Raw genomic sequence first — 19,501 nt, 5'->3', positions numbered from 1 at the left:
ACATAAAACCTAAAACATTAAATTTATTTTTATTTTTCATAATTCTTATTTGGTGTTTAGGCATTTTGGCAGAATTATTTTTAGATACTTTCCCAGCAATATTTTACATTTTCCCATTTTTAAAATATAATTACACAATTGTCTGTCATACACAATCAGAAAAATTAATTAACTATTTTGGTTATCATACTTTGGTTTGCGCAAGATGTTCCGGAATTTATTTCGGAAGTTTATTTAGTATAATTTTAATTTTATTTAGAATTGAGAAATCCGTTTCCACAAAACAATTATTTATTTTTTCAATTCCTCTTTTTCTTGACGTAATTTTTACATCTTTTGGAATTTATTCCTACATTCATTTAATTTCTTTTATAACCGGTTTACTTTTAGGTTCCGTCGGTTTTTCATATATTCACAAGCAAATTTTACTTTTATTCATAAAACATCAAGGATGAATTTGAAAAAATATTTACCGGCTTTGGTTGCCGGATTTTCAGCTGGAGTTTTACATGTTGTACCAATTGTAAAATCATTAACGTGCTGTTTAATCATTCCAATCGCCGCTTTTTTTGCAATAACTTTGGCAGCAAAATCTGAAAATTTAACTGGAAATTTTAATATTAAAAGAGGCGCATTATTAGGATTTTTAACCGGATTGTTCGCAGCTTTTTTCGGAAGCTTTTTTGATATTTTCGTAACGTTTTTAACAAGAAACAATGATATTTTAGAAGCGATAAACGAATTAAACGTTATGGTTGATAATTTTCCAGTTGCACAAGAAATAAAAAATGAAGTTATTAATTTGATGCAAGAAGTGGCTGAATCTATTAGAGAAAAAGGATTTTCTGCACTTTATACAATATCGGTAATTTTTAATAATTTGATTGTAGATTCAATATTTGGTTTGATTGGCGGATTGGTTGGAACGAAATATTATAATTCAAAAAACTCCGGGATAAAATTATGATAATTGTTCTTATCTTTTTATTACATATTATTTTTGTGGGATACATTTTTATAAAAAAACTTAAAAAGGAATCCCTTAGTTCTGCGTTAATTAATTTAGCTTTCATTATAATTTTTTTTAGTGTCGGTTGGTCAATTTCAGGAATGCTTGTAAAATTGGTTTTTGAGCCGGAAGGGTTTGGAAGATTTTTTGATAGAGATACAATTACTTTAACTTTATTAACAATTGCAGAATATTTCTTTTTTAAATTTTATTATAAAGATATAAAAACTACCTAAGTCTAAACGGAAAAATAATTACGGCAGTTTGTTCAATATTTTTTGCTCTCTCCGGAAGCGGTTCAAATCTCCATTGTCGTAAAGAATTTATTGCTGCCAATTCCAATTTTGAATCGGCTTTTATAAGTGGTAAAATTCTTCCAACACTTCCATCAGAAAGAATTGTAAATTTTAGTTTAACATCAATTTCTTTGGAAACACCTTCTGGATATGGCGGCAGCGAATAACTATAAATTTTTCTTTTACCTTTTCCGCCGAAATCAATTTCAAATCCAAAACTTGCATCACCTTCACCAGTTTCTTCCGTACCATTTCCAGCTTCTTCTTCCTTGGTTGGAATTGGTTCAACTTCCTCCGGCTTTGTTACTTTATCATTTTGTTTTTTATCTGCACTTACAACAACATTATTAGTTTCATCCGGATTTTGAACTTTTGGTAATTCAACTTTTTTTACAATTTCTTCTTTTACTGTTTGTTGTTTTTCTGGTTCTTTAATTTGCTTTTCTTCTGTAGGATTTTCCGCACGAACTCCGGCTGAACTTAAATTCCCAATTGATCCAAATCCAATTGTAACAAATTCTTCTTCAGCTGGTTCTGAATTGATTTTAATGAAATATAAAATCATTAGTAAAATCAAATGAACTGCAATTGAAAATAAATATGGATTTTTTCTATTTTTCAAAATGATTGTTTCTCAGTTTCAATTGTAAATTTTTCTATTCCAACAGCTTTTGCGGCATCAATAACTTGAATTACTAAATCAATATCAACAGTTTTATCAGCACGAATTACTAAATTATTTTCTGTAATATCTTTCATTAAATCACCTAATTTTAACGCAACCGAAGCAATATCAGTTTTTTCACTTCCAACATAAACTTCTTTTTCTTCTGTAATTGATACAATTAATTTTGTTGACATACTTTGTTCATTCATTTTTGAAGCCGGCAGTTGTACTTTTACTCCGGTTTGAATTACAAATTGTGAAGAAAGTAAGAAGAATATTAAAAGTAAAAAAACTATATCCGTTAATGATGAAAAGTTAAATGCGCTTAAGGGTTTTTCTTTCATTTCAAATTTCATAGTAATCCTATAATTCTATTTCAATATCTTCTTGAATCACTTTGTTACCGCGGCTTGTTTCTTCAATAATATCAAGTACATCATTTGTTACAACTTCCATATCAAGAATTAATTTACTAATTCCGGTTGTTAAATAATTATAGAAAGCTAATGCAATAATTCCTATTGCCAAACCTACAGCTGTAGTAATTAATGCTTCCCAAATTCCACCGGCCAAATCACTTGGGTTTGCAGAACCTTGTAAATCTTGAATTCTCATAAATGCTTGAATCATTCCCGTTACTGTTCCTAAAAATCCCAACAAAGGTGCAATTCCGGAAATAGTTGCAACCATCGATAAACCTTTTTCCAATTTTGCTACTTCTTGTCTACCGGCATTTTCAATTGATTCCTTTACTCTCTCATGACCCAAATGATATTTTTTCAATCCACTTTTAATAATATTTGCAGCCGGAGATTTTTCTTCGATGCAATAACTAATTGCCCCGGAAATATCTTCTTTAATTAACATTCCTCTAATTTTAACTAAAAATGCCGGAACATTTAACTTTGATTTTTTTATTACAATATATCTTTCAATAATAATTCCCACTGCAATTATTGAACTAATGAACAGCGGAATCATTAACCATCCGCCTTTTGATAGCATTGATAATATTGACATTTTTATTCCTTTAGTTCTTTTATAATTTTGACTGATTTTTTTTTGCTTCTTCTAATGTTGAGTACGGACCGATTCTAACTCTGTGCCAATATCCATTAAATTTAGGGATAAACACTTTTACAACATATGCGCTGAAACCTTTACTTACTAATTTATTCGCTTCTCTTTCTGCAATTGTTTTCTGTTTCCAAGATGAAACTTGTACAGAAAAACTTGTACCGTTTGAAAAAATATTATCAGTAACTTCATTTTCATTCGGATCAATATCTTTAATTTCAGATTTAATATTTGCTAATTTTTGCGATTCATTCTTACTAATATTTGTTTTAGCTTTATCAATTTTATTTTCAGATTTTTGTTCAACTTTTGTAATCGGCGAATTATTTTTTTCTTCGACTTTTTTTTCAGCTTCAACAATCAATTCTTTTTTTTCATCTAAATTATTATTAACTGTAGAATCAGAAGGAATATTTGGTAGAGTTGTTGATTCTAAACTTACACTATCAATTGGAATTTCTTCTTCTGTACTATTTAAAATCTCTTCATTCTTTTCTGCTAATGCAACTTCAACTTCGTGTTCATCATAAAGCCAAGTTGGGTTTGCAAAAAATAAAAAGTAAATTCCAACAGCTGCAATTAAAAGAAATATTCCAATTAAAAAATTAACTAATGTCTTATTTCTTCTTTTTGGAATTTTTGTTCTCATATCTGTTTCACTTTTATCTTGATTATCAATTATATCCGAAATTAAATTTTCATCAGCAGTTTTTTCTTCTGCAACTGTATTTTGTATAATTTCATCGATTACATTTTTTTCCGAAACTATTTCTTTATTTATTTCTTCAATATCATCATATATTTTTTCATTAAAATTATTTTCAAATTCATTAGGAATTTCCGGTTCGTTTATTTCTACTTTGATTTCTTCATTTGGAAATTTCTCTAATGTTTCATCTGTAAAAGTTGGAATTTCTTTATTTGTTATTTCAGAAATATTTTCAAATTCGTCAAGTTCTATTTTGGAATTCTCTTTATCCAAAGATTCTTCAATAGTTTCTTGTTCCAAATCAATTTTTATTTTTTCATTTAATTTTTCGTCATTCGTTATTTCATCTAAATCTTTATTTTCTAATTTTTCATCATTCATAATTTCTTTAAATATTTCATCTTCGTTAAGTTCTTCAAAATCATTTTCAAAAAGCTGTTTTGATTTGACATCTAAATCATCATCAAAATATGAATCCAATTCATCTTTAATATCTTCATCATCAAGAATACTTTTGCTTTCTTTACCTTCTAAATAATCTTCCCAAATATCATAATTTTGTATTCTTTCGGAAGTTCTAATGAGTTCATCTATTTTATTTTCAATTTCTAAAGCTCTTTGATCAACATTTTCGCTATCTTGATTTTCATCAAGTTTTATCATTGCCTTGCCAATTCCCAATTGAAAAATTCCTTCATCAAATTCTATTGCATCACCAAATTTTTGTTGAATATCTAATGTGAGAAAAAGTGAATCATCAGAGGAAAGAGATTGAACCGGAGAAAATAATAGTGTTTTTTTTCTAATACTAAGTTTGTTGGATTCATCATTTAATTGCTCTTTGATCTGAAACACACCCAAATCTTTTACTTTTAGTGCATCACCAACAAAAAGATTTTCAACAATTTTTTCTTTGAATTTATTAAAAGCGAAACTGCTTTCGCTTTCATTTATTCCCAAAATTTCTGCAAACTTTTGTTCTAATATTTGTTTATCCATTTTATCCTCTTAGGAATGGTTAAAATTCATTTACCATCTAAACTCAAAACCGGCAATCAAATCAAAAGGTTTTGCTTTATAATTCCTAAAATAATAGTATTTATCATTAAGCAAATTTTGCAATGATAAAGTTAAATCGAAATTCTCAAATAATTCATAATTGAAATTTGCATTAATATTTGCAGCTTCTTGAATTTCATTTGTATTTTCAATATTTGTAAAAGTTTTACCAAAATAATTTAGAGTTAAATTTAGTCCGAATTTAGACCAATTATACGTGTAACTAAAATCCATTAAAAATGAAGAATTATAAGGTAAATCCTTAGAATTCGATCCAGATAAATTTTGCAAAACTAAGTTCCCATAAAATTCACCAAAAGGTCCTTTACGAAAAAGAAAATTTAAATACGCAAATGCTTTTTCTGTATCTATTTTGTGAATTTTAAAAATTCCATTTAACGAATCATCTTGAAAATAAAAATTGTTATCAGAATTTACATAACCAAACCCGCCGCTTATTTCAAAATATTTTTCGTATTCAAATTTGGCTGCAATTTTCAAATTGAAATTATTCTCAAGAAAAAGATTTACAAAATTATTTAATTCATAAAATCTATTTCCATTTCTAAAATCGCTTAAAGTTAAAAATTCAGTTGATGGAGCAAGCTCACCGAAAACTGAAAAACTTTTATTAAATTTTATACTTGCATAAGCATTTGGAGCAAAAAAAGTATTTCCTTCACTTTCTGCAAAATAAATACCACCTTTTACATATAAAAATGAAAACGGATTGAAAGCCAAATTAGCATTTGTAATAAAGAACGAATTATTTCCTTCATTAAATTCTTTTGAATTTAATGATTGATTCTTAAAACCGCCATTAATCAAAAAATCAAATTCTGCTAATTTAAGTTTTACATAAGCATTTGTTGAAAATATATTTTCACTTATTGCATCATCTTTTTGCTTATAATATTCATTGTTAAATGTTAAACCAAATTTTCGGTATGAATCAGTTGCAAAATTAAACGAAAGAGAAACAAATCCATCATTTGTAATTCTTTCAAGATTTCCATTTTCTGAGCCATAAAAATTGTATGATTCATACAAATAATTTCCGTGTAAATCTATTTCAAGCCCGGGTAAAAAATTTGATTCATGATCAACAAAATATTTTGTTCCAAGTCCAATTCCAGCATAACTTAATCCCGCATTTTTAACATATTCTAATTCGTTCAAACCGTAAAGATGTGCATTGTATGATAAATTTTCGCTCCAATCATTAAAATAAAATTCTCCAGAAGGCCAAGTGTGCAATCCAGCGTTTAGTCTTAACAATGCATTTGTTAATTGTAAATATTTTGGAATACTAACAACTTGATTTTCAAATTTTGGAAGCGCAATACTTGTTTGATCATCACTAATATTTAGCGGAGTGAAAAAATCTTTTGATAACAGAGGGATTAAATTTGGCTGCGACTTTTGCATTTTTGGAACAGTAATATTTTCGTTACCGGTAATTACAAAATCTGGAAGTTCAATTCCCTGTGAATTATCTTCTTGACCAAAAAGAACAGAAATGCTTAAAATTAAAAGTAATATTATTTTTTTCATAATTGTTTTAATTTCTCATTAGCTTCTTGAGCAAATTGATTTTTTTTGTGACGTTTCAAAACTGCTTTATACATTTCTGCTGCATTTGTTTTATCATTATTTGCAACATAACAATCACCAAGCAGCAACAATGATTTTGTATACCATTCATCATACATATTATAGACAGAACGCAATTTTATTAATTCGGTAATTGCTTCGGGAATTTTCTTTTGTTGAAAATAATTTAAACCAACATAATACATTGCTTGTGCAGCAATATCATCTTTTCTACTTTCTGAAACATTTTTAAATAAATTGAGGGAATATTCGTAATTATTTCTTGCGAGTTCTAAAATTCCCAATTCAATTTCCGCTTTGTGGTAAAATAGTGAACCATCTTTACTATCAACAATTTCTTGCAATGCTTGAAATGCCGATGGAATTTGGTTGTTAGCAATATAGCTTTGTGCTTTTGCTAATTTTAATTCCGAAATTCTTTTTGTATCGCCAATCTTACTTAAAACTTCGTCATATAAACTAATTTCTTCAGCAGAATTATTTTGCGTTCTATAAATATTTCCAAGTTCTAAAACAGAATTAAATCCTTCTTCAGAATTTAAGGAATTATTTTTAACATACTCAAAATATGGAATTGCTTTATCTGGATTATTTAACAATCCTGAACTTTTTCCCATCCAATAATAAGCTTGCGGAACAGATGCACTTTGCGGATAATTATTTACTACTTTTTCATATTCAAGAATTGCTGGTTCATATTGACCGGAACTGTAATAAATTTCACCAATTTTCATCTGAATTTTATCAATGTATTCATATCCTTGATGCTCATTAATAAAATTTTTTAAATAACTTATTGCTTCATCTTGCTTATCCTGAACAACATAACAATATTGAATTCCATTAACAGCATCATAAACATACGGTGTATTAGGATATTGTGAAATTACTTTATTATAATTTGAAACAGCATCATCATATTCACCTTGATTGAAATAAGCATCGCCGATTGAATAAAGTGCAATTGGCAGTAAAGTTGATTGGGGATATTTTTCAAATAATAAATTGTAATGATATATTGCTTCTTCAAATTCATTTTGCTGAAAATTAATCCATCCAATTAAATATTGTGAATCATCAGCATAGTTTGAAGACGAAAATTTATTTTGAATTTGTTCTAAAACTTTAATAGCATTTTCGGAATCACCGGATTTGAATAAACTTTGTCCATAATTAAAAAATGCTCTTTCATCATTACTAAACTCAGCCGAATTTATTAAAGCTCTTTGATAATAATTTCCCGCTTTGATGAAATCTTTTTGTGCATAATAGCAATCAGCTAATCTTAACTGACATTCATTAAATCGTTTATCTCCTGACGCATTTTTAATAAATTCATTAAAATAATATGCAGCTTTGGAAAAATCCGTTAAATTAAAATATGAATAACCTTTACCATAAATTACATCATTAGCAAATTGTTCATCTTCAATATTAATTCTGTTGTAATCAGAAAGTGATTTTGAATAATTTTCAAGCATAAAGTTTGTTTCTGCACGATAGAAATGTAATTTACTTTTCTCAATTTCAGTTTCACTTTCGTTAATTGAATTAAAATTCTTCAAAGCTTCATTATTATTTTTCAAATAAAAATTAGAAACACCCAAACCCAAATGGCATCGGTCTTTTAACTGAATTGGAATTTGAGAAATGTTTAATCCGTATTGAAAATATTCTTTAGCTTTTGCATAATCTTTTCTTCGAAGACTTATTTCACCCAAAAGTGTATATGATTTTGAACGAGTAAATGGATCGGAATTTTTTAATGATTGTAGTAATGATTCTTCTGATTCATCAAAACTTTTCTCACTGAATTTACTAATTCCAATATTTAGTTTAACTCTTTGCGCAAGCGGATGATTCGGATATTTTTCTGCAAATTTTTTATGAATTTCTATAGATTCATTATAATCACCTTCATATCGTTTTGATTCGCCGCTCCAATAAAAAGATTTAATTGCTATTGAATCATCTTTGCTGTTTGATAGCGAATTAAAAAGTTTGTATGCACTTTCATAATCGCCTTGCTGAAAATTAATCCATGCTAAACCATATCTAATTTTATTCAACATATCATCAGAAGGCGAATTATTCAAAATTCTTTTATATGCTTCCGAAGCATTATTAAATTCTTTTAATCTGTAAAACGAATTTGCCAAAATATAATCGGAGTAATTTTTATCATCAATTTCCAATTCTTCTATTAACGGATCTGATAATTCCAAAATTGCGTTATCATATTCCTTAAGTTCAAAATAGCAAACACCAATTCTATATTGAGATTGTGCCGCTAATTCGCTGTTTCTATGAAATCCTAAAAGTTTATCGTAATATTCAACAGCTTTTAGATATTCTCCTTTTTTTTCATAAACATTCGCTAATGAAAAAATACTGTGGTCTACAAACTTATTATTATATTTAGAATTTACAGCTGAACTAAAAAATTGCTCGGCTTTGTTCAAATCGTTTTCTTCAATAAAAGTTTCACCTATTAAATGATATGAAGAACCGGAATATTCCGAGTTGGGATATTTATTTACAAGAATTACTAAATTATCTCGACTTTTATCATACAATTTTTTATCAAAATAAAGATTACCCAATCTATAAAGTGCTAATTCTCTTAAATTTGATGTCGGATATTTTTCAACAAATTCTTCAAATTGTGCAATTGCACCGTCAAATTGTTCCAAACCTAATAAACTTTCGCCAATATACAATTTGGCACTTGATAACAAATTTTCATCGACTTCTGATTGACATATAAATTGATTGAAATCTGAAATAGCGCGTGAATAATCTTCACTATGAAAATGTTTCATTCCATCTGAGTAAAATGAAATATCTTGTTGAGCAAATTGGTAAGATGAAAATAACGAAATTACAATAAGCAGTTTGATTGAATTTTTCATAGTTTTTTAGAAATCTTAAAATTCTACAATAACTAATTAAACCAAAAATTTATTAGAAATGTTTCCGAACTTTTTGATAAATATATTTCTAAAATATAAGTAATTAGTAGAATAAGTTAAAGACAAATATTACAAAATCTTCTTAACTCATTAGTTTATTTTGTGTTATAGAAATGAAAAACCCAATTAGAATTTTCTAACTGGGTTTATATATTTCTTTTTCGGGAAGTTTAATTAAGATATTTTAATTCGTGATTGCTTCTATCTTTATATTGTTTATCAGCACTTGCAATTTTGAAATTCTCTTTAGCTTTTTCTACTTGATTTAATCCTTTAAATGCCATTGCTTTGTAAAAATATGCAGCACCTTTTGGAACTTCAGATTTTGCTTCTCTATGATTAATTGCATTATCTGCAGCTTTAAGAGCATCATCATATTTGGCTGTTTCAATGTATAAATCGGCTAATTTTAAGTAAGCGGCATCATAATTATAATTTGCAACAGCATTTTGTAAATGTTCGGAAGCTTTTTCATAATTTTTATCTTTTAGAGCATCTTCACCTAATTTTGTATAAGCTAAACCAATATATTTTGCAGCTTGTTCTTGAAATTTCTTTTCTTTATTCATTTCCTTAAATTTTTTGAAATTTTCAATAGCTAAATCATATTTGCCCCAGGCATAATAATTTGTTCCCATAGCATTATACGCTGTAGCAAATTTTGAATTTGCAGCTATACATTTTTTTAATGCATCTTCAGCTTTTTCAAAATTTCTTTGTTTTTTATAAACAGAACTCATCTGATAATATATTCTATAATCTTTATCAATATCCAATGCCTTATTATAATTTTCTAAAGCTCCAGCAAAATTTCCAGCTTTCATTTGTTTATTGCCCTCATTATAGAGTTTTGCAGCATCTACATTCATTTCTGCTTCTTGGGCAAAAACAGTAACAAAAGTAAACAGTAGAGTAATTAGGATTTTAATCATTTTCTTCATTAATCTCACCTTTCCTTTTTTTTAAGTTAAACATGTGCGGAAGACGGGACTTGAACCCGTATGCCCTTACGGGCACTACCCCCTCAAGATAGCGTGTATACCAATTTCACCACTTCCGCAAAATAGGTTTCAAAGATAAAGTTATAATAATAAAAATGCAATATCTTAAATCCACACTATTTTACGAAATGTGAAGAAGTAAACAATACGATTTTTTAATTGTTCCAAATGATAGGAAATTTTTTATGCTAATTTTCTCTCTCTTTCTTAATTCTTTTTCTTCCTTTTTCTAAAAGAATATCTCGCACATCTTTCTTAAACTTTCTTTCAAAAAGGATTATTTTTACAATCTGTTCTTCGGTTAAAATATCATCAAGTGATTTTATAAAATTATTTTTTTCTTCAGTAATTTTATTTTCATAATTTATACATTTTTCAATAAAATCCGAATAATTCTTATCACCTTTTTCATTTCGTAAATTCTTTTCCATTTTATCAAGATCAGAATCGAACGATTTCATAATTTCAAAAACTCTGTCTCTACTTTTATTTCTACGCGTTACAAATTTTACTGCAATATCTTCTTCAAGGTCAAGTATTTCTAATAATTTCAGTTGTTCAAGTTGTTCGTATTTTTTATTTGGCGGATCAAATGGTGGTTTCCCCATTTCTTGTGCAAAAATATTTCCGACAAAAAATAATACAACTATAAAATATTTTGATTTCATTTTTTACCTATAGAATTTTTTTATTAATAAGTTCACCATAAACTAAATTATATTCATCTTCTGATAATTGATTAATTACATTTTCGTTTAACTCGAATGTGAGATTATTTTCATCAATATAATTTATGATAATATTTTCGTAATCACTTTCATCATAGATATATGAATAAATATTTGGATCATAACTTGAACTTCTGTTTAATTCAAATGATTCGCTAAGAAGTTCATTTGCTATTTCATTATTTTCAATAAACTCCGAAACTAAATTTTCAAAATTTATTTTTTCTTCTATTTTACTTTGATTATTAAAAACTGAAAATAGTATTACAAGCGCTATTATAATAATTGGAATTACAAAAGCAGTTTTAGGGATTTTATTAAAATTTAAAAATGATTTTTCTTTTGCAGAAATTCTTTCTCTTACTTTTGGAAGTAAATTTATAAAATATTCTTCATTGAAATTTATTCCCGGATTTAGACTTTTGTACCTTTTAAGAAATTTATTGAACTCTAATTTCAAATTCTCATCTTTTAAAAGTTCGGTTTCAAATTTCTTTTTTTCAATTTCAGAAAATTCATTTTCTACATATCTAATAAATTGTAAATTTTTATTCATAATCTTCCAGCTTAGTTAAAATTTTATTTAACGCGTGAAAATAATTTGCTTTTAATCCGCCAATACTTTTTCCGGTTATTTCAGAAATTTCTTCATAACTCAATTCATCAAATTTTCTAAGAATAAAAACTTCTTTTTGTTTAATCGGCAATTCATTTAAAACTGAGTTTAATTTTTCTAATTTTTCTTTGTCTTCAAAATTTTTAATAATATCATTTTCATTTTTTACATTTGCAATTGGATCTTCCAAATTAAAAAAACTTTTTACTTTATTTTTTTTTATCAAATTTAAACTTCTTGTTAAAGTGATTTTATAAATCCACGTTTTTAACGAGGAATTAAATTTGAAAGTTTTCAATTTATTATAAAGAACAATTATTACTTGCTGAGTTATTTCATCGGCATCATAATGATTCCCCAGCATTCTTCGCGCATTCCAATAAATTAATTTTTGATACTCATTAACAATTTTATTAAATGATTTTTCATCTCCATTTATGAAATTATTAACGAGTTCAAATTCTTTTTCATCAGCCATAAATTTCCTTGAGCAATAATTTAGACAAAAATTATTAGTCGGTGGTTTAAATTTTTGATTTTAAACCCGCGCAAAAATTATTTTGTCAAATATGCAAAACACAAATAAAAAGGAGTAAAAATGAAAAAAATAATAATGTTAATTTTAATTGCAACAATGGTTTTATCGCAAGCAAGTGATTTTTATGCACAAGGTCCCAAAAGAGTAAAAGACCGTTTTCTTGGAGTTAAAAAATTAAATCTTACTGAAGAACAAAAGAAAAAATTTGATCAAATTCAATTTAATCATGATGAAAAAATTATTGATATTCAAGCAAAGTTAAAAAAGAATAGATTGGAAATTCAGAAATTATTTAAATCTGAAAATTTTAGCGAAAATGAATTTGTAAACTTAACTCAAAATGCAAATAAATTAAAAAATGAATTATCTGATTTAAGAACAAAAATGTGGCTGGATGTATATAAAATTCTTGATAAGAATCAAAAAGTTGAGTGGCAAAATCACTTTGCTGATATGCCTGATGAATTTAGAGAACGTGCGCGAGAATTTAGAAAAATGAGAAAGTTTGATGGTGAAAGAGAAATGGGAAAATTAATGCCTCCTCCGCCAAATGAGGAAAATGAAGAAGATGAACATGAAGACGAAAATTAATTTTATTTATACAAATTTTATAAACCGGGAATTTAATTTTTCCGGTTTTTATTTTTCTTTTGTTTTAAGTTTTTCAATACTTCTCATATATCTTTGATAACCTTCGGGAATTTTGGGTCCAGTTAAATTCATTTTTGCAGATGCTGATTTTTCAACAAACATTGGCTCACCGTTTTCAGAAATAAAATAATGAGAAACTATTGAAAATATTTCATCATATCCTTTAATTTTTAATAACTGCAATCCGTAAAGTTGATCAAAGAAATAAATCAAATCTTCTTTTGATCCTTTCCAAACTATTTTTTTCTGTTTTTCTTTTAGCTCACGAATTGAAGTTGAATTTTCAAATTGTGATAAATTTTCATCTTCAAATTGGTTTTGATTTTCTTCTTCAATTTCATTGTGAGTATTCTTTAATTCTTCCATATTTTTTTCTCTTTTATCAAATTGATTTTCATTTTGTTTACTTAATTTTTCTCTTCGTTCAATCCAGTAATTTATTTCAGAATCAATAAGTCGTGCAAACTTTTTATAATTTATTACTTCTTCACGTAGATGTCTTTTCAGAATTTCTTCGCTTATAAATCTGTTTGAATACAACGGCGAATTATAAAAACTAACAATTTTTTTTAGGAACTCGGTTAATTCTTCGCAACCGTCATCAGCAAATTTATTTTCTCTAATATAATTTCTTAAAGGCTGAAATTTTGTTTGAGTAAAACATTGAATAACTTTATTTACTTCAAGTTTAACTCCAAAAAGAAAACTAATTTTTTCTTCTGTAGTTGATAAAGTATCTAAAGTAAATAAAATCTTATGGTAATTAAATTTACCTACAACCATTAAACTCTCATGAATAAGCGCAATTAGCCTATTCAATAATCGTCTTACAAAAATGATTGTTTAGTGATTTAAATCACATTAAGGATTTGTAGGACGAATTTCCAAATCGCTAATTAATGCATTTTGCGGAAGTTTTATTGCGGATATCACAATTTCTGCAATATCTTTTGGTTTTAGAAATTGCTTTAAATTTTTATGGATTGGCGAATTTTTTATCATATCAGTATCAGTAGAACCGGGACAAACAGTAATTACTCGAATATTAAATTTTCGCAATTCCAATAAAATGGATTTTGAAAAACCCATAACTGCGTGCTTTGTTGCAGAATAAGTTGAGCCAAAATCAAATCCAAATTTACCAGCTTGCGAAACAATGTTAATAATAGTTCCATTTTCGTTGTTTATCATATTTTCAACTACTGATTTTGTAAAATTGAAAACTCCGTAAACATTTGTATTAACTTGAGTTTGAAAATCTTCTAAAGTTGTTTCTGAAAATTTTTTGAAAATTGCTACACCAGCATTGTTAATTAAAATATCAACTTTTTTATATTTCTTTAATATTTGTTTAATGGAAATATTAACAAAATTTTGATCTGCAACATCTCCAATAAAATATTCGCACTCAACATTATTTTTCAAAATTTCTTTTTTTACCGAAATTAAATTTTTTTCACTTCTTCCAAAAATCATAACATTAAAATTTTCTTCGGCTAATTTTAGCGAAATGGAATTCCCGATTCCTTTGCTTGCACCAGTTACAATTGCAGTTTTTCTTTTCAAAAATTATAAATCTCCAGTTATTGGTCTAACAACAATTTCTTCAGCAACTAAATTTTTATCGGTATTTACTAAATTGAAAATTAATTCGGCAAGATTTTCGGGATTCATCATTTTATCGGAATATTTTATTAAAACATTAGAAGGCCAAATTTCTGTTGAAGTAGCTCCTGGGAAAATATTAATAATTTTAATGTTATGATTTCTAACTTCTTCTCGCAAAACTTTGGAAAAATAATCCAAACCAGCTTTTGAAGCTGCATAAACACTGCTTTTTGTAAAAACTGTTTTTGCGGCAACTGATAAAATATTTATTATTGTTCCGGATTTATTCTCAATCATTTCCGGTAAAACTAATTTCGTAGAATAAATTGCACCAAGCAAATTTACATTTATAATGTTTTCAATTTCTTCAATGGAATTTTCAACAAACGGTTTGAATGATGTTATTCCGGCATTATTTATTAAGCAATTGATGTTAAACTCATTTTTCAGATTAATAATTTTTTCAGATAAATCTGTAAAGTCTGAAATATCATTTTGAAGTGGAATTATTTTTGCAGAAGATTTTTTTTCGCCATTTATTTTTTCAATTTGTTCAATTCTTCTTGCAGAAGCAATAACATTAAAATTTGATTCGGAAAATTTTTTTGCTAATTCTTTACCAATTCCAGAACTTGCGCCGGTAATCCAAACTGCGTTTTGTTTTCCCACAATTAAATCCTTTTATGGGAAATCAAATCTAAAAATTCCTCTCTTGTTCTTGCATCATTTTTAAAACCGCCAACCATTGCACTTGTAACTGTATATGAATTTTGTTTTTCAACTCCACGCATCATCATACACATATGGTATGCTTCGGCAACAACAGCAACACCAATCGGTTTCAGATAATGATTAATTGTATTTGCAATTTCTTGCGTCATTCTCTCTTGAACTTGCAATCTTCGAGCAAAAACTTCAACTATTCTTGGAATTTTACTAAGTCCAACAATTTTTCCATTTGGAATGTAAGCAACGTGAACTTTTCCGTAAAAAGGCAAAAGATGATGTTCGCACATACTGAAAAAATCTATATCTTTAACAATTACCATTTCATCATATTTTTCCGAAAAAATTGCACCGTTTAAAACTTTTTCAATATCCTTAGTATAACCGGAAGTTAAATACTGGTAAGCTTTTGCAACTCTTTCCGGAGTTCTTTTTAAACCTTCTCTTTCGGGATTTTCACCAATTTCCTCTAATAAGGAATATATATTTTTTTCAACTTTATTTTGATTCAAAATTTTCACTTTCCTTTATATTCTACATAATTATTTTCTGTCTCATGTAATTTTATTGAGTACAATTTTCCATTCGGAATTTTATCAACAAGTTCATCCCAAATTTTTTTTGCAAAATTTTCCGTTGTGGGATTTATACCTTTCATAAAATCAACATCAAAATTTAAATGTTTGTGATCAACTTTTCTGATGATGTTTTCAATTATAATTTTTTTCAATTTTTTTAAGTCAATTACATAACCGGATTTTTCATCAATTTCACCGGCAACTATAACTTCTAAAACATAATTGTGTCCGTGTCCATTTGGATTATTACATTTTCCGAATAATTCAAAATTTTCTTCATCGCTTAAATTTGCATTATGAAGTCTGTGTGATGTGCTAAATACTTCTCTTCTTGAAACGTAAATCATTTATTAATTTCTCTTAAATCATTATTTACTTGTTCAACATGACCTGGAACTTTAACTTTTTCATAAATTTTTCTTACAATTCCTTTTCCATCAATTAAAAATGTTGTTCGTTCAACTCCCATATATTTTTTTCCGTACATACTTTTTTCTTTCCACACATCATATTTTTCTATAACTTCTTTTTCTTCGTCACTTAACAAAATAAACGGTAAATTAAACTCATCTGCAAATTTTTTATGACTTTTAACAGAATCCGGGCTAACTCCAATTACCACGGCATCTAAATTTTTGTATTCCGAAAATGAATCTCTGAAATCACAAGCTTCAGTCGTGCATCCAGGTGTATTATCTTTGGGATAGAAATATAAAATTACATTTTTACCTAAAAATTCTTTTAAAGTTCTTTTATTTCCAAAAGAATCCTCTAGCGAAATTGACGGAGCTTTTTTACCAATTTCAACCATTTACAATTTCCTTTCTTAATTCAATTTTTATTAAATCAATTTAAAATATGAATGAAAATTAACTACTAATTTTTCTTCCAATTTTTACAGTAACTTGAAATTCAATTTTGTCTTCACTTGTAACTCTTCCGCGTTGTTCAACAACTTCAAACCAAGAAACACCGCCATCATTTTTAGCTTCTGTTACAGCATTTTTAACTGCGTCTGAAATGCTTTCGTTTGAAATTCCAACTCTATTAATTATTTCAAATGATTTTGACATTTTTTCCCTTTCTTTATTGGTTTTAATATTATGAAAAGTTAGTCAATTTACTGTAATTATTAAAGTCAATTTTTATTTTTCAAAATATTACAACATTGAAATAATTTAATTATTTTTATAAAAAAAGATTTTGGTAAAAAATTGAAAAACGAAACCGCACACGAAAAATTCAAAAAGTTTCTTAAGCAAGAAAAACATAGAATAACTCCGGAACGATTTGAAGTTTTAGATTATTCATTGGGTTACAAAGGACATTTTGGTGCTGATGATTTATTCATTCAAATGAAAAATAAAAAATCAAATGTTTCCCGCGCAACAGTTTATAATACTTTGGAACTTTTGGCAAAATGTAATTTACTTGCAAAAAGAAATTTTGGAGATGGAATAACGCGTTATGAATCAAGTTACAATAGGAAAAATCACGATCATTTAATTTGCATTAATTGCGGAAATATTACGGAATTCACTTCACCGAATATTCAAGAAATAATTAAAAATGTATGTGATGATTTAGGATTTGAAAGTGTTGGCTACAGTTTCAATATTTTTGGCAAATGTAAAAATGAAAAAAGCTGTAAATATTTGAAGTAATTATAGAAAGATGCAAATGGCAAAATCATATAAACCTAAATATCCACTAACTTGGAAAAAGAATAATTTTTTTATCAAAATTTATTGTTCAATTCCAAATATTGCTACGGGTATTATAATAACAACAGAAAATGCAACTTTTATTGTTGATCCCGGAGACGGAATTTTAAGAGATTTAAATAAAGATTATTCATCAAAACAAATTTTGGAAATTTCAGATATTTTTATCTCGCACGGACATCATGATCATGTTGGCGGAGTTTGGTCGCTTCTAACTTATCTTTCTGTTATGAAAAAAAATACACCACTAAATATTTATTATCCAAAAGGTTGTTTGGAAATTGAAAGTATTTATAAAGCTTTTCATGAAGTTTATTCGCATGAATTAAAGTATAAAATTTCTTTAAAACCTATTGATAACAGTAAAAGTTTTAAGAAAAAAGATATTGTTATAAAACCATTTAAAGTTAATCACCGTGAACCTACAGAAATTAAAGGAGTTTCAGTTGAAGTTCCGTCACTTGGGTTTAAATTCAATAATAATGAAAAATCAATTTGTTATGGCGGAGATACTGCGTATTGCGAAAGTTTAATAAAAATGGCAAAAGATTCTGATCTTGCAATTATTGAAGCCGGCGCTGAAAATAATGAAGAAAATGATTTGCATTTAACTCTAGATCAAGCAATAAAAATTGGCAAAACTGCTAAAGATTTTTTTTTGGTTCATGTGCCAGAATAGAATTTGTATTTATTTCTTTTATTCTTTCAATTTTAGCATTTAAACTATCTTTAAGTATTTCAAAATATGCAAAATTTTCTTCCAAGATTGATGTTGAAGAAATAAATTTTTGTGTAAGATAATTTACAAGAACGCCATTTTTCCAAAATCTAAAATCCAAATGCGGACCAGTTGATCTTCCGGTACTACCAACATAACCTATAACTTGACCTTGTTTTACTCGTGCACCTTTTTTTATTCCTTTCCCATATTTTGATAAATGCATATAACCGGAAGCATAAGAATTATTGTGATTAATTTTAACGTAATTTCCGGCTGCACCATTATAACGAGCTTCTAAAATTACACCATCACCAATTGCTTGAACCGGAGTTCCGACCGCTGCTGCATAATCAATTCCCAAATGAGGTTTATAAACTCTTAATATTGGATGAAGTCGGTTACGAGAAAAGTTTGAACTAATTCTATTAAATTTTAGCGGAGCTTTTAGAAATGCTCTTACTAAACTTTTTCCTTTCTCATCAAAGTATTCATCTTTACCATCATTATTATAGAGAAAAGCGTTAAATTCTTTTCCGTTATGAATAAATTTTGCGGCTTTAATTTCTCTAATATCTATAACTTCATCTCCGAGTTTTTCTTCTTCGTATACGATAAAAAAACTATCATCTTTTTGAATTGTGTAAAAATCAATCTGCCATGCAAAAATTTCTGCAAGTTTTATCGCCAACATTGGTGATAAATTCAAATCGGAAAAAGTTTGATAAAGTGAATAATTTACTACACCGGAAATTGTTTTCTCAACAATTTCAGTTTCGCGCTTAACATAATTCATTGAAATAGAATCTTGCAAATTAATAATCAAAAATTCGATTGGATTAATTTCATAAACAAATGAATTAAGTGATGTAACTGAATCTTGGTTTAAATAAAATCTATATTTATTCCCTGGCCTAATTTTCTTAAAATCAAAATATGATTTTGCTCTAGCATAAATTTCATTGATTCTTTCCAGTGAAACATTGTTTGGATGTAAAATATCTGCTAAAATTTGATTTCTTTTAACTTCACCTTTTACAACGTAAAATGAATCAATTGGAAAGCCAAATTTGTCAAACTCTATATTCGTTTCAATAAAATTTTGTGGCGGGTTATTTTCTTCAATATCGGTACAGCTAAAAGAAAGTATTATATTAAGAAAGTATAATGCCGTATTGAATATTTTTACTTTCTTAAAAAATTTCATAAG

The 19,501-nt window shown here is 27.3% G+C and carries 24 protein-coding genes and 1 tRNA gene; 6 read left to right on the top strand and 19 right to left on the bottom strand.

What is annotated here, in order from left to right; translation table 11 throughout:
* Positions 1–65 precede the first annotated feature (65 nt).
* Genes IPM32_10425 through IPM32_10415 form a run of 3 tightly spaced genes read left to right on the top strand, consistent with a single transcriptional unit; the run spans position 66 to position 1,245 of the window.
* Complete coding sequence (locus IPM32_10425; protein MBK8945667.1) at positions 66–455, top strand: DUF2085 domain-containing protein; 390 nt, start codon at positions 66–68, stop codon at positions 453–455.
* Positions 456–457: 2 nt separating this feature from the next.
* Positions 458–967 carry a DUF4199 family protein gene (locus tag IPM32_10420; GenBank protein MBK8945666.1) on the top strand — a complete coding sequence of 170 codons (510 nt, stop codon included), beginning with the start codon at positions 458–460 and terminating at the stop codon, positions 965–967.
* Positions 964–1,245, top strand: a complete 282-nt coding sequence (locus IPM32_10415; GenBank protein MBK8945665.1) for a hypothetical protein — start codon at positions 964–966, stop codon at positions 1,243–1,245. Before IPM32_10420 ends, IPM32_10415 begins: the two co-directional genes overlap by 4 nt.
* On the opposite strand, the gene IPM32_10410 is transcribed toward IPM32_10415, so the two are convergent.
* The 11 genes from IPM32_10410 to IPM32_10360 form a co-directional block, all read right to left on the bottom strand.
* The gene (locus IPM32_10410; protein MBK8945664.1) at positions 1,238–1,927 is read right to left on the bottom strand and encodes an energy transducer TonB; all 690 of its coding nucleotides are present in this window, start codon (positions 1,925–1,927) and stop codon (positions 1,238–1,240) included. The two genes, IPM32_10415 and IPM32_10410, sit on opposite strands and share 8 nt — an antisense overlap.
* Complete coding sequence (locus IPM32_10405) at positions 1,924–2,328, bottom strand: biopolymer transporter ExbD (GenBank protein MBK8945663.1); 405 nt, start codon at positions 2,326–2,328, stop codon at positions 1,924–1,926. The genes IPM32_10410 and IPM32_10405 overlap by 4 nt, the downstream gene beginning before the upstream one ends.
* A 7-nt stretch (positions 2,329–2,335) precedes the next feature.
* Complete coding sequence (locus tag IPM32_10400) at positions 2,336–2,992, bottom strand: MotA/TolQ/ExbB proton channel family protein (GenBank protein MBK8945662.1); 657 nt, start codon at positions 2,990–2,992, stop codon at positions 2,336–2,338.
* 19 nt (positions 2,993–3,011) lie between these two features.
* Entirely contained in the window at positions 3,012–4,757 is a 1,746-nt protein-coding gene (locus tag IPM32_10395; GenBank protein ID MBK8945661.1) for an SPOR domain-containing protein, read from the bottom strand.
* 30 nt (positions 4,758–4,787) lie between these two features.
* Positions 4,788–6,371: a hypothetical protein gene (locus IPM32_10390; GenBank protein ID MBK8945660.1), complete on the bottom strand. Its 1,584-nt coding sequence runs from the start codon at positions 6,369–6,371 to the stop codon at positions 4,788–4,790.
* Positions 6,368–9,343, bottom strand: coding sequence for a tetratricopeptide repeat protein (locus tag IPM32_10385; protein MBK8945659.1), 2,976 nt, complete (start codon positions 9,341–9,343; stop codon positions 6,368–6,370). Before IPM32_10385 ends, IPM32_10390 begins: the two co-directional genes overlap by 4 nt.
* Positions 9,344–9,573: 230 nt before the next feature.
* Entirely contained in the window at positions 9,574–10,344 is a 771-nt protein-coding gene (locus tag IPM32_10380) for a tetratricopeptide repeat protein (GenBank protein MBK8945658.1), read from the bottom strand.
* A 35-nt stretch (positions 10,345–10,379) separates the two neighbouring features.
* A tRNA-Leu gene (locus tag IPM32_10375) sits at positions 10,380–10,463 on the bottom strand.
* Positions 10,464–10,592: 129 nt separating this feature from the next.
* The gene (locus tag IPM32_10370) at positions 10,593–11,072 is read right to left on the bottom strand and encodes a hypothetical protein (GenBank protein MBK8945657.1); all 480 of its coding nucleotides are present in this window, start codon (positions 11,070–11,072) and stop codon (positions 10,593–10,595) included.
* A 7-nt stretch (positions 11,073–11,079) separates the two neighbouring features.
* On the bottom strand, positions 11,080–11,688 hold the full coding sequence (locus IPM32_10365; protein ID MBK8945656.1) for a hypothetical protein: 609 nt from the start codon (positions 11,686–11,688) through the stop codon (positions 11,080–11,082).
* Complete coding sequence (locus IPM32_10360) at positions 11,681–12,226, bottom strand: sigma-70 family RNA polymerase sigma factor (protein MBK8945655.1); 546 nt, start codon at positions 12,224–12,226, stop codon at positions 11,681–11,683. The genes IPM32_10365 and IPM32_10360 overlap by 8 nt, the downstream gene beginning before the upstream one ends.
* Before the next feature lie 120 nt (positions 12,227–12,346).
* On the opposite strand from IPM32_10360, the gene IPM32_10355 reads away from it, so the two are divergent.
* A complete protein-coding gene (locus IPM32_10355) occupies positions 12,347–12,877 on the top strand; it encodes a periplasmic heavy metal sensor (GenBank protein MBK8945654.1) in 531 nt (176 codons plus the stop codon).
* Positions 12,878–12,925: 48 nt separating this feature from the next.
* On the opposite strand, the gene IPM32_10350 is transcribed toward IPM32_10355, so the two are convergent.
* The 7 genes from IPM32_10350 to IPM32_10320 form a co-directional block, all read right to left on the bottom strand.
* The gene (locus IPM32_10350; GenBank protein ID MBK8945653.1) at positions 12,926–13,720 is read right to left on the bottom strand and encodes a hypothetical protein; all 795 of its coding nucleotides are present in this window, start codon (positions 13,718–13,720) and stop codon (positions 12,926–12,928) included.
* Positions 13,721–13,798: 78 nt separating this feature from the next.
* Complete coding sequence (locus IPM32_10345) at positions 13,799–14,503, bottom strand: SDR family NAD(P)-dependent oxidoreductase (protein ID MBK8945652.1); 705 nt, start codon at positions 14,501–14,503, stop codon at positions 13,799–13,801.
* A 3-nt stretch (positions 14,504–14,506) separates the two neighbouring features.
* Complete coding sequence (locus tag IPM32_10340) at positions 14,507–15,214, bottom strand: SDR family NAD(P)-dependent oxidoreductase (protein MBK8945651.1); 708 nt, start codon at positions 15,212–15,214, stop codon at positions 14,507–14,509.
* Positions 15,215–15,216: 2 nt separating this feature from the next.
* The gene (gene folE, locus IPM32_10335; protein ID MBK8945650.1) at positions 15,217–15,783 is read right to left on the bottom strand and encodes a GTP cyclohydrolase I FolE; all 567 of its coding nucleotides are present in this window, start codon (positions 15,781–15,783) and stop codon (positions 15,217–15,219) included.
* 5 nt (positions 15,784–15,788) lie between these two features.
* The gene (locus IPM32_10330) at positions 15,789–16,196 is read right to left on the bottom strand and encodes a 6-carboxytetrahydropterin synthase (protein MBK8945649.1); all 408 of its coding nucleotides are present in this window, start codon (positions 16,194–16,196) and stop codon (positions 15,789–15,791) included.
* Positions 16,193–16,660, bottom strand: a complete 468-nt coding sequence (gene bcp, locus IPM32_10325; protein MBK8945648.1) for a thioredoxin-dependent thiol peroxidase — start codon at positions 16,658–16,660, stop codon at positions 16,193–16,195. The genes IPM32_10330 and bcp overlap by 4 nt, the downstream gene beginning before the upstream one ends.
* A gap of 58 nt (positions 16,661–16,718) precedes the next feature.
* Entirely contained in the window at positions 16,719–16,922 is a 204-nt protein-coding gene (locus IPM32_10320; protein ID MBK8945647.1) for a dodecin domain-containing protein, read from the bottom strand.
* Positions 16,923–17,063: 141 nt separating this feature from the next.
* On the opposite strand from IPM32_10320, the gene IPM32_10315 reads away from it, so the two are divergent.
* Positions 17,064–17,513, top strand: coding sequence for a transcriptional repressor (locus IPM32_10315; GenBank protein MBK8945646.1), 450 nt, complete (start codon positions 17,064–17,066; stop codon positions 17,511–17,513).
* Positions 17,514–17,529: 16 nt separating this feature from the next.
* Entirely contained in the window at positions 17,530–18,252 is a 723-nt protein-coding gene (locus IPM32_10310; protein MBK8945645.1) for a ribonuclease Z, read from the top strand.
* Here IPM32_10310 and IPM32_10305 read toward each other — a convergent pair.
* Positions 18,218–19,498 carry a peptidoglycan DD-metalloendopeptidase family protein gene (locus tag IPM32_10305; protein MBK8945644.1) on the bottom strand — a complete coding sequence of 427 codons (1,281 nt, stop codon included), beginning with the start codon at positions 19,496–19,498 and terminating at the stop codon, positions 18,218–18,220. The genes IPM32_10310 and IPM32_10305 overlap by 35 nt on opposite strands.
* Positions 19,499–19,501: the final 3 nt, after the last annotated feature.

Source organism: Ignavibacteriota bacterium, from assembly GCA_016716225.1.
Lineage (GTDB): Bacteria > Bacteroidota > Ignavibacteria > Ignavibacteriales > Melioribacteraceae.
Note: the sequence above shows the minus strand (reverse complement) of the source record. Positions and strands in the feature narration are given on the sequence as shown.